Below are 14,067 nucleotides of genomic sequence, written 5' to 3' on the forward strand. Positions count from 1 at the left end.
GGTCTGCGTCCGCAAACGCGCAAACGGCACCAGGCAGGGCCTGCAGCGAACCAATGGGCCAACTTCTGGGTAAAGTCCTGGCAGGTGAGGCCCTCATTCAGTGGATCGAGCTGCCAACCAAAGCGCGCGTCGATCGCCAGGCGCTCGAGATGACCAGCCAGCGCTTGCGTCGTTACCTGCAGTGGATGACCGGTGGCCCGGTGTTGACGATCCTGCACGCCACCCCGTCGCAGGCACACGAGCTGCAAGGCCTGAGCGAGAGCTACCTGGCCATCACGGCTGGCTACCCTGGAGCGGGTAGCCAGCTCAGGCTGTTCGACAACCAGCTGCAGCCAGCCTGGCCGCAAACATTGGCCCTGCCGCTTGCCTTGGCGGTGCACGGGCTCAGCCCGGCACAAATCGCCCAGCGGGTTGCCGAGACCAACCCGGCGCAGCCGCACGGGACTGCGCTGCTGCTGTGTGATACCCCGCCGCGACACGACGGCAGCCTTTGGCTGTTCGACCCTGGTGACAATTTGCGCAACATACGCAGCGCCATACAACCAGGCAGCCGCCCGCACGGCCTGGTGCACCGCTGGCAGGCTGCGAACTACGCCGCGGCCGTGCCGCCACTGCCAGCCCCGACCGACTTCGAACGGGAACTGCAGCTCTGCAGCCATCTGGCCCAGGCATTCAAGGAGCCAATTTGCGCATGATCAGCCACTTCGACTTTCCCCTGCCAACGCCTGCGCTCGGCGTACACGACGCTGGCACGGCTCTGCTCGCCGAAATGAGTCGTGCCTTCCCCGAACTTGCCGAGCAGTTCAGTTGCGTGTTCAGCGAACATACCGATGGGCATGACCGCTCGCTGGTGGGTCTCGGCAACCAATATCGTCTTCGTGCGACGTGCGAACCGCAGGCACTTCGTATCGACTGGCTCGACCACGACCGCGTGCTATGCCGCGATACGCTACACATGGACGACCAGCAGTCGTTTCACGAACAGCTGTTCAAGGGCGTGGCGCAATTCTGGAAGACCGTGAGCAGCAGCTCGCCAGCCCTGGCTGGCCTGCCTCGCGACGTCCCCCTGCTGGGTGGCTGGCGCTGCGCCACGCATCCCGAACGTTTGCACGAGCCACTGATCATGACCCTGCCGACCCTGTTCCTGTGGGTGGAGCCTGGGCGTATCAGCGGGGCGACCTTCAATGCCGAGCTGTGCGCACAGATCGCACGTATCGTGGCCCAACTGGCTCCGCACACCTACCCGGTATTGCCCGCAGTCAGCCGCTGCGAGCTGATCCCTCCGTGCAGCAACTATGTCGACAACCTGCTCGACCTGCTCGGCGAGATGGCCACAAGCGAAGCGGACAAGGTGGTGATAGGCCGTGAAGTCCGCTTGAGCATGAGCGAGCCGGTGGACCCACTGCACTTGCTCGATCAGGTCGCACCGCGGCCCAACCCGCACTACGAATACCTGTTCCGCTGGGACAGCGGACCGGCGTGGATTGGCATCTCACCGGAGACCCTGATACGCACTGATGGCAGCAAGGTGGTCGTGGAGCCGCTGGCGGGAACCCGAAAGAGCTCTGACGAGGCACTTAAGCGCGACCGCTATCGCCAGGAACTGCTGTCGGACAGCAAGGAACTGGAAGAGCACGAAACAGCCGCCCAGCTGTTCCTCGAACAACTTCAGCAGGTCTGCCGACCGGGTTCACTCGATGTGTGCGAATCCCGAAATGTCATCGACCTGGGGTATGTACAGCATCTCAAGAGCCGCATCGAAGGCGAACTGGCGAGTGGTTCGAACGTGTTCGATGCGCTGGCGGCCGTCTACCCTCCTGCGACCATCTGGGGCAAGCCGCTGGGCGTGAGCGGCGAGCGCATCCGCCGTTTCGAGTACATCGATCGGGAGTTTTTCACTGGTGGCCTGGGTTACCTCACCCTGGCGAGCCGGTGCAACTTCGCGCTGGCGATCAGAACCGCCAAGGTAACCGCAGCGCAGGTGCACATCTTTGCCGGCAGCGGCATCGTCAAGGCCAGCGATCCATATCGCGAATGGCTGGAGACCAGCAACAAGATGAAACCGTACCTGCAAAATGGCGCTTGGTCATATGAAGGGTGATAACGTTGCAAAACCCTTGCACAGGAACGAGCAAGGTTCTCTACACCGGTGCCTTGGCGCCAACGTCAAACTACACGGGCAGCAAACAACATGATCTCTATCGCTCTACCGGATGGCAGTCGCAAGGAATTCCCGGAGCCGCTCAACGTCCAGCAACTGGCAATGTCCATCGGCAGTGGCCTGGCGGCCGCAACACTCGCGGCAAAGGTCGACGGGCGCCTGGTTGACGCCTCATACATGCTGACTGGCAATACCACGGTCGAGATCGTCACAAGCAAAAGCGAGGAGGCACTGGAAGTCATCCGCCATTCCACTGCACACCTGATGGCACAAGCCGTGCAGCGCCTCTACCCAGGTACCCAGGTCACCATCGGCCCGGTGATCGACAATGGTTTCTACTACGACTTCGTGGCCGAACGCCCTTTCAACCAGGATGATCTGCCGTTGATCGAGGCGGAGATGCACCGGATCGTCGAAAGCGCACTGCAGATACAACGTCGGGAGCTGCCGCGCCAGCAGGCCATCGATCTATTCACCAGCCTGGGCGAGTCGTACAAGGTGAAGATCATCGAGGACATTCCGGCCGGCGAAACCCTTTCGGTGTACCAGCAGGGAGAGTTCACTGACCTTTGCCGCGGGCCTCATGTGCCTGATACCGGCAAGCTTGGGGCATTCAAGCTGATGAAGGTGGCCGGTGCCTACTGGCGCGGTGACTCCAGCAACGCAATGCTCAGCCGCATCTATGGCACTGCCTGGTTGAACGACAAGCAGCTCAAGGCTTACCTGTCGCAGTTGGAGGAAGCGGAGAAGCGCGACCACCGTAAGCTGGCCAAGCAGTACGACCTGTTCCATCAACAGGAAGAGGCGCCAGGCATGGTGTTCTGGCACCCCAAGGGCTGGGCGATCTGGCAGACGGTAGAACAATATATGCGCAAGGTCTATCGCGACAGCGGTTACCAGGAGGTGCGCTCTCCACAGGTGGTGGACAGCTCGCTGTGGCGCCGCTCGGGACACTGGGACAACTACAAGGAGAACATGTTCGTCACCGAATCGGAAAACCGCCAATACGCCCTCAAGCCCATGAACTGCCCAGGGCATATTCAGATTTTCAAGTTCGGCCTGCGCAGCCACCGCGAGCTGCCGATTCGCTATGGCGAATTCGGCGGTTGCCACCGCAATGAGCCCTCGGGGGCCCTGCACGGCATCATGCGGGTGCGCGCCTTTACCCAGGACGACGGGCATATCTTCTGCACCGAGCAGCAGATCGAATCGGAAATTAGCACCTTCCACCACCAGGCTCAGAAGGTCTACCGAGCATTCGGTTTCGAGGACGTGGCGGTGAAGATCGCCCTGCGTCCCGAACCCGGAAAGCGCCTGGGCAGCGACGAGGTCTGGGACAAGGCCGAAAACCAGCTGCGTTCGGCATTGTCCGCCTGTGGCGTGACCTGGGAAGAGCTGCCAGGGGAAGGGGCCTTCTACAGCCCCAAGATCGAATACCACCTGCGCGATGCAATCGGCCGCGAATGGCAGGTAGGCACCATCCAGGTTGACTATCACATGCCCGACCGCCTGGGTGCCGAGTATGTCGACGAACACTCGCAACGCCGTCGCCCGGTAATGCTGCACCGGGCAATTGTCGGCTCGCTCGAGCGCTTCATTGGCATCCTCATCGAGCACCATGCTGGAGTCTTCCCCACCTGGCTGGCACCGGTCCAGGCCATGTTGCTGACCGTGACGGATGCACAGAACGGTTACGCCGAGCAGGTTCGCCAGCAATTACGCGAACGCGGCCTGCGGGTCGAGGCTGACCTGCGCAACGAGAAGATCGGCTACAAGATCCGCGAAAGCACGCTGCAGCGCGTGCCGTACCTGCTGGTAATCGGTGACCGCGAGAAAGACAGCGGCACACTCGCCGTGCGCAGCCGTGCCGGCGACGACCTCGGCACGCTCAGCATCGACGACTTCGCCGAACTGCTGGCGCGGGACACCCTGGTGGATTGACCCTGCCGCCACGGGCTCGGAAGGTACAGAGCCCGTGGCCAACCCAGGCATGACCTGTTTGGAATGGATGCTGAACACTGGAGGTCGCAATGCCCAAAGTCCGAACCCGATAACGCGTCAAGTCCATCTCCCCCCTCGCACCCTGCCTCGCAGCCATTCGCATGCGCGGCCTGGCCGTGCCTGTTTAGAACGACAACCAGGATGTCAGACATGAGCACCATTGCCCTTTCGCGTTCGCCCTCTCTCGACTCTGCAGCCACGGCCGTGGAGTCCGTCATCCAGACACTGCCCAGCGCCTACGCGCTGAGAGCCGCACTGCCACTGGACGGCCAGCTGGCGCAACAGGTCCACTGGCAGCGCCAGCAAATCCGGGAGATTGTCCATGGTAACGATCCACGCTTGCTGGTGATTGCCGGCCCTTGTTCGCTGCATCATGGGCCGGCAGCTGTAGAGTATGGCGGCAGGCTGGCTGACCTCGCAAACGAGCTGCAAGACCGCCTGCTGATTGTTATGCGCGCCTATGTGGAAAAACCACGCACCACCGTCGGCTGGAAGGGTCTCATGTATGACCCGGATCTCAATGGCAGCGACGACATGCAGGCTGGGCTGGAGCTTTCCAGGTCGCTGATGCTCGAATTGGTCGGGCTCGGCCTGCCGCTGGCCAACGAGATGCTGCAACCCATGGCCGCCCATTACTTCAGCGACCTGCTCAGCTGGGTCGCGATAGGCGCCAGGACCAGCGAATCGCAGATTCACCGTGAGCTTGTCAGCGGCCTTGATGTTCCCGTCGGGTTCAAGAATGGCACCGATGGCAGCCTGGGCGTGGCCTGCGATGCCATTTGCAGCGCCGCCCACCCGCACCGCTACTTTGGCATTGACGTGCGCGGTCGCCCGGCGCTGATCAGCAGTATCGGCAACACCGACGGCCACCTGGTTTTGCGAGGCGGGCGCAACGGCGCCAATCACCATGTGGAGGCGGTCGCGCAGGCGCGAGCCCAACTGGTGGCGGCAGGCGTTGCCCCGCGTTTACTGGTCGATTGCAGCCACGCCAACAGCGGCAAGGATTATGCCCGCCAACCGCAAGTCCTGGAGGAAGTACTGGCACAGCGACGTGCGGGCAATCATGATCTTTTCGGCATCATGCTGGAGAGCAATCTGAACCCGGGTCGACAGGACCTGTCGACGCATCTGCGCTATGGCGTTTCCATCACCGACGGCTGCCTCGGCTGGGACGAGACTGCCACGCTCTTGCGCCGCGCCGCCGATCTGGCCTGACCAGGCCACTGCGCAGCCATGCGCTGCCAGAGGTACACTTGTCGGCATCCCTCAAGGCACCCACAGCGGTGCCTTTTCTCCGTGTGCATAATCGCTTTACATGCTGCCAATTCATCAGGTTAGAATCGATTGGCACGCGACTTGCGAGTCAAGTCATCTTCCCGCGCCACCCCGGAGTACCTGCCTTTGGATGCCAGCACCATCAACAGCCTGTTTCTGATCGGCGCATTGCTGGTGGGCGCAAGTATCCTGGTCAGCTCGCTGTCGTCGCGCCTGGGCATCCCTATCCTGGTCATCATCCTTGCGGTCGGCATGATCGCCGGTGTCGATGGTGGCGGCATCATCTTCAACAACTACCCGACCGCCTACCTGGTGGGCAACCTGGCACTGGCCGTGATCCTGCTCGACGGCGGCCTGCGTACACGGGTTGCGAGCTTCCGCGTGGCCCTGTGGCCGGCGCTGTCGCTGGCCACCGTCGGGGTGATGATCACCACCGCCCTCACCGGCATGGTCGCCGCCTGGCTGTTCGACCTAAGCCTGATCCAGGGCCTGCTGATCGGCGCCATCGTCGGCTCCACCGACGCCGCGGCGGTGTTCTCGCTGCTCGGTGGCAAAGGCCTGAACGAGCGGGTGACCGCGACCCTGGAAATCGAATCGGGCAGCAACGACCCGATGGCCGTGTTCCTCACCGTCACCCTCATCGACATGATCGCCAGCGGCCAGACCGGCCTGCACTGGAGCCTGCTCACCCACCTGCTGCGCGAGTTCGGCATTGGTGGGCTGCTGGGCCTGGGCGGTGGCTGGCTGATGCTGCAGCTGGTCAACCGCATCAACCTGGCAGGCGGCCTGTACCCGATCCTGGTCATCGCTGGCGGCCTGGTGGTGTTCTCGCTGACCAACGCCCTGCACGGCAGTGGCTTCCTTGCCGTCTACCTGTGCGGCCTGGTGCTGGGCAACAAGCCGATCCGCAGCCGCCACGGCATCCTGCACATGCTCGATGGCATGGCCTGGCTGGCGCAGATCGGCATGTTCCTGGTGCTGGGCTTGCTGGTCACCCCGCACGATTTGCTGCCCATCGCCCTGCCTGCACTGGGCCTGGCGTTGTGGATGATCCTGGTGGCGCGACCGCTGTCGGTGGTCGCCAGCCTGCTGCCGTTCAAGGCCTTCCATGGCCGTGAAAAGGGCTTCATTTCCTGGGTTGGCCTGCGCGGTGCGGTACCGATCATCCTGGCGGTATTCCCGTTGATGGCCGGCCTGCCGGATGCCCAGCTGTTCTTCAACTTGGCATTCTTCATCGTGCTGGTGTCGCTGCTGGTGCAAGGCACCAGCCTGCCGTGGATGGCCAAGCTATTGAAAGTGACCGTACCGCCCGACCCGGCGCCGATCTCCCGCTCTGCGCTGGAAGTTCACCTGACCAGCGAGTGGGAACTGTTCGTCTACCGCCTGGGTGCGGAAAAATGGTGCATCGGCGCCGCCCTGCGCGAGCTGAAAATGCCCGAAGGCACGCGCATCGCCGCACTGTTCCGGGGCGAGCAACTGCTGCACCCGTCGGGCAGCACCGTGCTGGAAGTCGGCGACATGCTTTGCGTGATCGGCCACGAGCACAACCTGCCAGCCCTGGGCAAACTGTTCAGCCAGGCGCCGCAACGCGGCCTGGACTTGCGTTTCTTCGGCGACTTCGTACTCGAAGGCGATGCCGAGCTGGGTGCGGTGGCGGCGCTGTACGGCCTGAAACTCGATGGCCTGGATGCGAAAATGCCGTTGGCGCAATTCATCCGACAGAAGGTCGGAGGCGCTCCAGTAGTAGGTGACCAGGTCGAATGGCATGGCACGATCTGGACCGTGGCCACCATGGACGGGAACAAGATTCAGAAAGTAGGCGTCAGATTCCCCGAAGGAACGCGACCCGGACCAGGATTGTTCCTCTAAACTTCGTTTGCCTGATTCACAAGTAGCCTGCCTATGTCCCTGCGCGCGTATCTCCGCACAGCCCTGCTCGGGCTGTGCCTGTCTCTCTCTTTTGCAGCCACTGCGGCAGAAGCCCCGACCACCGCCAGTATCCAGAACAGCCTCGACAAGATCGCCGAGCGCAAGCTGCCCGAGGCCGAGCAGAAGGCCCTGCAGCAGGTACTGGAGCAAACCCTCAGCCTGCTCGCCAGCAAGGAAGACAACGACAAGAAGCTCGCCGCGCTCAAGCAGCAGTTGGCCGGGGCCCCGAAAGAAACCAGCGACAGCCAGCATGAACTGGCCAGGCTCAAGGAAAGCAAGCCACAGCCGGTGGCGCAGCGCTACGCCAGCCTTAGCGTGCCGCAACTGGAACAGATGCTCAGCGAACGCAGCACCCAGCAGGGCGAGCTGCAGAAGGCGCTGTCCGAAGCCAACAGCCTGATCATCAATTCGCAAACCCGCCCGGAACGTGCCCAGGCGGAAATCAGCAACGCCCAGGCGCGTACCCAGCAGATCAACAGCATTCTCAAGACCGGCAAGGATGCGGGCAAACCGATCAACGCCGACCAGCGTAACCAGCTCAATGCCGAACTGGCCTCGCTCAACGCCCTGACCCTGCTGCGCCGCCAGGAGCTGGCCGGCAACAGCCTGCTGCAAGACCTCGGCAACGCCCGCCACGACCTGCTGATCGAACGCGCCGCGCGTATGGAGCAGGAGATCCAGGACCTGCAAACCCTGATCAACGACAAGCGCCTGGCCCAGTCCCAGGAAGCGGTCACCCAGCAGTCGATCGAGGCCCAGAAAGCCGGCGGCAGCAGCCTGCTGGCGACCGAAAGCGCGGCCAACCTCAAGCTCTCCGACTACCTGCTCAAAAGCACCGATCGGCTCAACGAACTGACCCAGCAGAACCTGCGTACCAAGCAGCAACTGGACAGCCTGACCCAGGCCGACCAGGCGCTGGACGAACAGATCAACGTGCTCAAGGGCAGCCTGCTGCTGTCCAAGATCCTCTACAAGCAGAAGCAGACCCTGCCGCACCTGAAGCTGGACCGCGACCTCGCTGACCAGATCGCCGATACCCGGCTGTACCAGTTCGAGGTCAATCAGCAACGCGAGCAGATGAACAACCCGGTCACCTACGTCGACAAGCTGCTGGCCGCCCAGCCGCAGGAAGAGGTGACGCCGCAGCTACGCAAAGCCCTGCTGGAAGTGGCCATCACCCGCAGCGACCTGCTGGAGCGGCTGAACCGCGAGCTGTCGGCGCTGCTCAACGAATCGATCACCTTGCAGCTCAACCAGAAGCAGTTGCTGGCCACCGCCCAGAGCCTGCGGACCACCCTTGACGAGCAGATGTTCTGGATCCCCAGCAACAAGCCGCTGGACTGGGACTGGCTGCGCTACGTACCGGAGCGCCTGGCTGATCAGGTCGCCAACTTGCCGTGGGGCTCGGGCCTGAAGGAACTGGCCGACGGCTTGAGCCAACGCCCGTTGCTGTTCCTGCCGCTGTTGCTGGTGATCGGCGCCCTGCTGTGGCGGCGCAAATACCTGTACCAGCGGTTGGGCAAGGTGCACCAGGACATCGGCCATTTCCGCCGCGACAGCCAGTGGCATACGCCCCAGGCGCTGCTCATCAATATCCTGCTGGCGATGCCGGTCAGCCTGGGCCTGGCCCTGTGCAGCTATGCCCTGCAGATCGACGCCCGGGGGCAGAACGCCAACCTCGGCGCCGCCCTCTGGCAACTGGCGCAGGCCTGGCTGGTGTTCTACACCGCCTACCGCATCCTTGCCCCCGGCGGCGTGGCGGAAATCCACTTCCGCTGGCACAAGCCGCAAGTCGAGTTCCTGCGCGGCTGGGTACGCCGCCTCGGCACCGTGGTGCTGGCGCTGGTCGGGGTAGTGGCTGTGGCCGAGCATCAGCCATCGGCCCTGGCCGACGACGTGCTGGGCATCGGCGTGGTGCTGACCTGCTATGCCTTGATGGCCTGGCTGCTCAGCCGCCTGCTGCTCAGCAGCCCGGCACACCGCGACACCTCGCTGTTCCGCAAGGCCGTGGGCGTAGCCTTCACTGCGCTGCCCATCGCCCTGTTCGTGGCGGTGTGCTTCGGCTATTACTACACCGCGCTGAAACTCACCGACCGGCTGATCTACACCCTCTACCTGCTGCTGTTCTGGCTGGTGATCGAGGCCGCGTTCGTGCGCGGCCTGTCGGTGGCGGCACGGCGCCTGGCCTACCAACGCGCGCTGAGCAAGCGGGCGGCAGCCAAGGAGGGGCTGGATGGCGAAGTCATCACCGAAGAGCCGACCCTGGACATCGAACAGGTCAACCAGCAGTCGCTGCGCCTGATCCGCCTGGCCCTGCTCGGCGGCTTCATCGCCGGTTTGTACTGGGTGTGGTCGGACCTGATCTCGGTGTTCGCCTACCTCAACAACTTCGTCCTCTACGAATACACCAGCGGCACCGGCGCCGCCGCCAGCATGGTACCGATCAGCCTCGGCGACATGCTCGGCGCGCTGGTCATCGTCGGCATTACCTTTGCCCTAGCCGGCAACTTGCCGGGCCTGCTGGAAGTCCTGGTACTGTCACGCCTGAACCTGGCCCAGGGCAGCGCCTACGCCACCACCACGCTGTTGTCGTACACCATCGTCGGCGTCGGCATCGTCAGCACCCTGTCGACCCTGGGGGTCAGCTGGGACAAGCTGCAGTGGCTGGTAGCCGCGTTGTCGGTGGGCCTGGGCTTCGGCATGCAGGAGATCTTCGCCAACTTCATTTCCGGCATCATGATCCTGTTCGAACGCCCGGTGCGCATCGGCGACACCATCACCATCGGCAACCTCTCGGGCACGGTGAGCAAGATCCGCATCCGCGCCACCACCATCACCGATTTCGACCGCAAGGACATCATCGTCCCCAACAAGACCTTCATCACCGGCCAGCTGATCAACTGGTCGCTGACCGACACGGTCACCCGGGTGACATTGAAACTGGGCATCGACTACGGCTCCGACCTGGACCTGGTGCGCGAGCTGCTGCTCAAGGGCGCCCATGAGAACCCACGGGTACTCAAGGACCCGGAGCCGATCGTGTACTTCCTCAACTTCGGCGAAAGCTCGCTCGACCATGAACTGCGCATGCACGTACGCGACTTGGGCGACCGCAACCCGACGCTGGACGAAATCAACCGCTACATCAACCGCGAGTTCAAGGCGCACAACATCAAGATCTCGGTGCGCCAGGTCGAGGTGTTCCTGATGGACCAGAAAGGCGGCAAGCAACAGCTGGTGCCGGTGGAGCAGCCAAAATCGGATGGCACTCAGCCGGTGTAAGTGGACTCCATAGGGCATGAACGCCCAGAATGCCTGCGAGGGCCTCGCCCTCGTTCGCCGGCAAGCCAGCGCCCACCAGAACTGTGTTGCTCTCAGGCTCCACACACCTTCGCTGGGCGCTGGCTTGCCGGCGATGGGCCGCAACGCGGCCCCAATGGCACCGACTTCCAGGAGCAGCCCGTGAAAGCCCTCGACCAACTCACCTTCGACAACCGCTTCGCTCGCCTGGGCGACGCGTTCTCCACCCAGGTGCTCCCCGATCCCATCGCCGAGCCACGCCTGGTGGTAGCGAGCGAGTCGGCCATGGCCCTGCTCGACCTCGACCCAGCGCAGGCCGAACTGCCCCTGTTCGCCGAGCTGTTCAGCGGCCACAAGTTGTGGGACCAGGCCGACCCACGGGCGATGGTCTATTCCGGCCACCAGTTCGGCTCGTACAACCCCCGGCTGGGTGATGGCCGCGGCCTGCTGCTGGCCGAAGTACTCAACGACGCCGGCGAGCACTGGGACCTGCACCTCAAGGGCGCCGGCCAGACGCCCTATTCGCGCATGGGTGACGGCCGCGCCGTGCTGCGCTCATCGATCCGCGAGTTCCTCGCCTCGGAAGCGCTGCACGCCCTGGGCATCGCCACCAGCCGGGCACTGTGCGTCATCGGCTCCAGCACCCCGGTGTGGCGTGAAACCCGTGAAAGCGCGGCCATGCTTACCCGCCTGGCGCACAGCCACGTGCGTTTCGGCCACTTCGAATACTTCTACTACACCAAACAGCCCGAGCAGCAGCGCGTGCTGATCGACCACGTGCTGGACCAGCACTATCCCGAATGCCGTGATGCCGAGCAGCCCTACCTGGCCATGTTCCGCAGCATCGTCGAGCGCAACGCCGAGCTGATTGCCCGCTGGCAGGCCTACGGCTTCTGCCACGGCGTGATGAACACCGACAACATGTCGATTCTCGGCATCACCTTCGACTTCGGCCCTTATGCATTCCTGGACGATTTCGACGCCAACTTCATCTGCAACCACTCCGACGACCGTGGCCGCTACAGCTATGCCAACCAGGTACCGATTGCTCACTGGAACCTCAGTGCTCTGGCCCAGGCACTGACCACCGTGATCGAAGTGGAACCGCTGAAGGAGGCACTGGGGCTGTTCCTGCCGCTTTACCAGGCCCATTACCTCGACCTGATGCGCCGCCGCCTGGGCCTGACCACTGCCGAGGACGACGACATGGCGTTGGTCGAGCGCCTGTTGCAGCGCATGCAGAGCGGCGGCGTGGACTACAACCTGTTCTTCCGCAAGCTGGGTGACAAGCCGCTAGCCGAAGCGCTGAAGGTGGTGCGCGACGACTTCATCGACCTGGCCGGTTTCGATGCCTGGGCGGCCGACTACCTGGCCCGCTGCGAGCGCGAAGCCGGAAATGCCGAAGGGCGTCGGGCACGGATGCATGCGGTAAACCCGCTGTACGTGCTGCGCAACTACCTGGCGCAGAAAGCCATCGAAGCGGCGCAAGCGGGGGACTACAGTGAAGTACGACGGTTGCATCAGGTGCTGAGCAAGCCATTTGAAGAGCAAGCCGGGATGCAGGCCTACGCCGAACGGCCGCCGGAGTGGGGCAAGCACCTGGAAATCAGCTGTTCATCATGAATCCTGGGGCCGCTTTGCGGCCCATCGCGACACAAGGCCGCTCCTACAGGCATACGCGTATCCTTGCAGCTGCGGCCTTGTGCCGCGATGGGCTGCAAAGCAGCCCCAAAATCTCAAGGAAACGACATGTCCGAGCCACTGGTAATCCCCTGCCCCCACTGCAACGGTCTCAACCGCCTGCCTGCCGAGCGGCTGGGCGACGCCCCGAAATGCGGCCGCTGCAAACAGGATGTGCTGCTCAACGCCCCTTTCGTGCTCACCGAAGCGAGCTATGCCAGCCAGATCAAGGGCGACCTGCCGCTGCTGGTCGACGTCTGGGCCGACTGGTGCGGCCCGTGCAAGGCGTTTGCTCCCACCTTCGAACAGGCCGCGCGCCAGCTAAGCGGCCGCTGCCGCCTGGCCAAGCTCGACAGCGAGGCCAACCGCAACCTCGCCGGACAACTGGGCATCCGCTCGATTCCCAGCCTGATCCTGTTCAAGAACGGCCGTGAGATCAGCCGCCAGGCCGGGGCGTTTCCACTCCAGTCGTTGCTGGAATGGCTGCGTAGCCAGGGGGTTTAGAGCTCCGTTGGGATAGGGTAATGAGCATCTTCATATCGCTCTATCGCGGTGACGAGTTCATTTGGCTCCGCTTCGGACTGCATCAGGGCAACCAGGCGAACACCTTACGCAAGGTGGCGCCTATGAGATCGAGCGCCGCCCGCGCGGCGCATCGCGGATAAATCCGCTCCTACATCTGTTGCAACGTGGCCATGCCTGTAAGGCCATGGTGTCAGCCTTGTTTGCATGCCTGGATTTTGAAGTGGGCATTGATGCCGCCTCACCTAACTTGAGACAAGCACCACGGCGGGCAACCCTGGCCTGTCAGGTTCGGCACGTTGCAACAGATGTAGGAGCGGATTTATCCGCGATGCGCCGCACGGGCGGCGCTCGGTCTCACAGGCGCTGAAGATCCTCAGCCATTCTCCTCAAGCAAATCGTGCAACTCGACAAACTGCTGGGTCAGCTTGTGCCTGGGTTCCAGGTGAATCAGCGGCAGGCTGGCGTGGTGTGATTCACGCATCTTCACCGAACTGCCCAGGTACACCGGTAGCACCGGCAGGCCCTCTTCCAGCAGCTCATCGAGCATCTGCTGCGGCAGGCTGGCGCGGGACTGGAACTGGTTGACCACGATGCCTTCGACCACCAGGTCTTCGTTGTGGTCTTCCTTGAGCTCTTCGATCTCGGCCAGCAGGCCATACAGGGCCTGGCGCGAGAAACTGTCGCAGTCGAAGGGAATCAGCACGCGATCGGCGGCGATCAGCGCGGAAACCGCGTAGAAATTCAGCGCCGGAGGCGTATCGATATAGATCCGCTCGTAATCCTCGTCCAGTTCATCGAGCAACTTACGCAGCTTGTTGATCTTGTGCTTGGCCTCCAGCTTCGGCTGCAGGTCGGCCAGCTCGGCAGTGGCAGTGACCACGTGCAGGTTATCGAACGGGGTTTCGTAGATATCGACCTTGTTCTTCTTGCTGAACGGCCCGCTGGACAGGCTCTGCTTGAAGAAATCGGCGATGCCCATGGGAATGTCCTCGCCGGTGAGCCCGGTGAGGTACTGGGTCGAGTTGGCCTGGGCATCCAGGTCGATCAGCAGGGTTCGGTAGCCTTCATTGGCACTGACCGCCGCCAGGTTGCAGGCGATGCTCGACTTGCCCACGCCACCTTTCTGATTGAACACCACGCGCCGCATGATTGACCTCCGTGTTTCAACGAATGCCCGAGTATGTGGCGGCGCGGCA

The 14,067-nt window shown here is 63.0% G+C and carries 9 protein-coding genes; 8 read left to right on the forward strand and 1 reads right to left on the reverse strand.

What is annotated here, in order from left to right; all coding sequences use genetic code 11:
* The first annotated feature begins 53 nt into the window (after positions 1-53).
* The 8 genes from HG549_RS23870 (at position 54) to trxC (ending at position 12,850) form a co-directional block, all read left to right on the forward strand.
* Positions 54-695, forward strand: a complete 642-nt coding sequence (locus HG549_RS23870; RefSeq protein WP_170033335.1) for a hypothetical protein — start codon at positions 54-56, stop codon at positions 693-695.
* Entirely contained in the window at positions 692-2,101 is a 1,410-nt protein-coding gene (locus HG549_RS23875) for a chorismate-binding protein (protein WP_170033337.1), read from the forward strand. Before HG549_RS23870 ends, HG549_RS23875 begins: the two co-directional genes overlap by 4 nt.
* A gap of 90 nt (positions 2,102-2,191) precedes the next feature.
* Positions 2,192-4,102 (forward strand): threonine--tRNA ligase, encoded by a 1,911-nt coding sequence (gene thrS / locus HG549_RS23880; protein WP_170033340.1) that lies wholly within the window; start codon positions 2,192-2,194, stop codon positions 4,100-4,102.
* A 210-nt stretch (positions 4,103-4,312) separates the two neighbouring features.
* Entirely contained in the window at positions 4,313-5,377 is a 1,065-nt protein-coding gene (locus HG549_RS23885; protein WP_170033342.1) for a 3-deoxy-7-phosphoheptulonate synthase, read from the forward strand.
* A gap of 186 nt (positions 5,378-5,563) precedes the next feature.
* Positions 5,564-7,306 (forward strand): potassium/proton antiporter, encoded by a 1,743-nt coding sequence (locus tag HG549_RS23890; RefSeq protein ID WP_170034328.1) that lies wholly within the window; start codon positions 5,564-5,566, stop codon positions 7,304-7,306.
* A gap of 33 nt (positions 7,307-7,339) precedes the next feature.
* Entirely contained in the window at positions 7,340-10,648 is a 3,309-nt protein-coding gene (mscK, locus tag HG549_RS23895) for a mechanosensitive channel MscK (RefSeq protein WP_170033344.1), read from the forward strand.
* Positions 10,649-10,828: 180 nt separating this feature from the next.
* Entirely contained in the window at positions 10,829-12,289 is a 1,461-nt protein-coding gene (gene selO, locus HG549_RS23900; RefSeq protein WP_170033346.1) for a protein adenylyltransferase SelO, read from the forward strand.
* Between the two features lie 126 nt (positions 12,290-12,415).
* Positions 12,416-12,850 carry a thioredoxin TrxC gene (gene trxC, locus HG549_RS23905; protein ID WP_170033348.1) on the forward strand — a complete coding sequence of 145 codons (435 nt, stop codon included), beginning with the start codon at positions 12,416-12,418 and terminating at the stop codon, positions 12,848-12,850.
* Between the two features lie 394 nt (positions 12,851-13,244).
* On the opposite strand, the gene HG549_RS23910 is transcribed toward trxC, so the two are convergent.
* Positions 13,245-14,018, reverse strand: coding sequence for a ParA family protein (locus tag HG549_RS23910; protein WP_170033350.1), 774 nt, complete (start codon positions 14,016-14,018; stop codon positions 13,245-13,247).
* Between the last annotated feature and the right edge of the window lie 49 nt (positions 14,019-14,067).

Origin of the sequence: Pseudomonas sp. SK, assembly GCF_012975065.1 — a bacterium.
Taxonomy (GTDB): Bacteria; Pseudomonadota; Gammaproteobacteria; order Pseudomonadales; family Pseudomonadaceae; genus Aquipseudomonas; species Aquipseudomonas anuradhapurensis.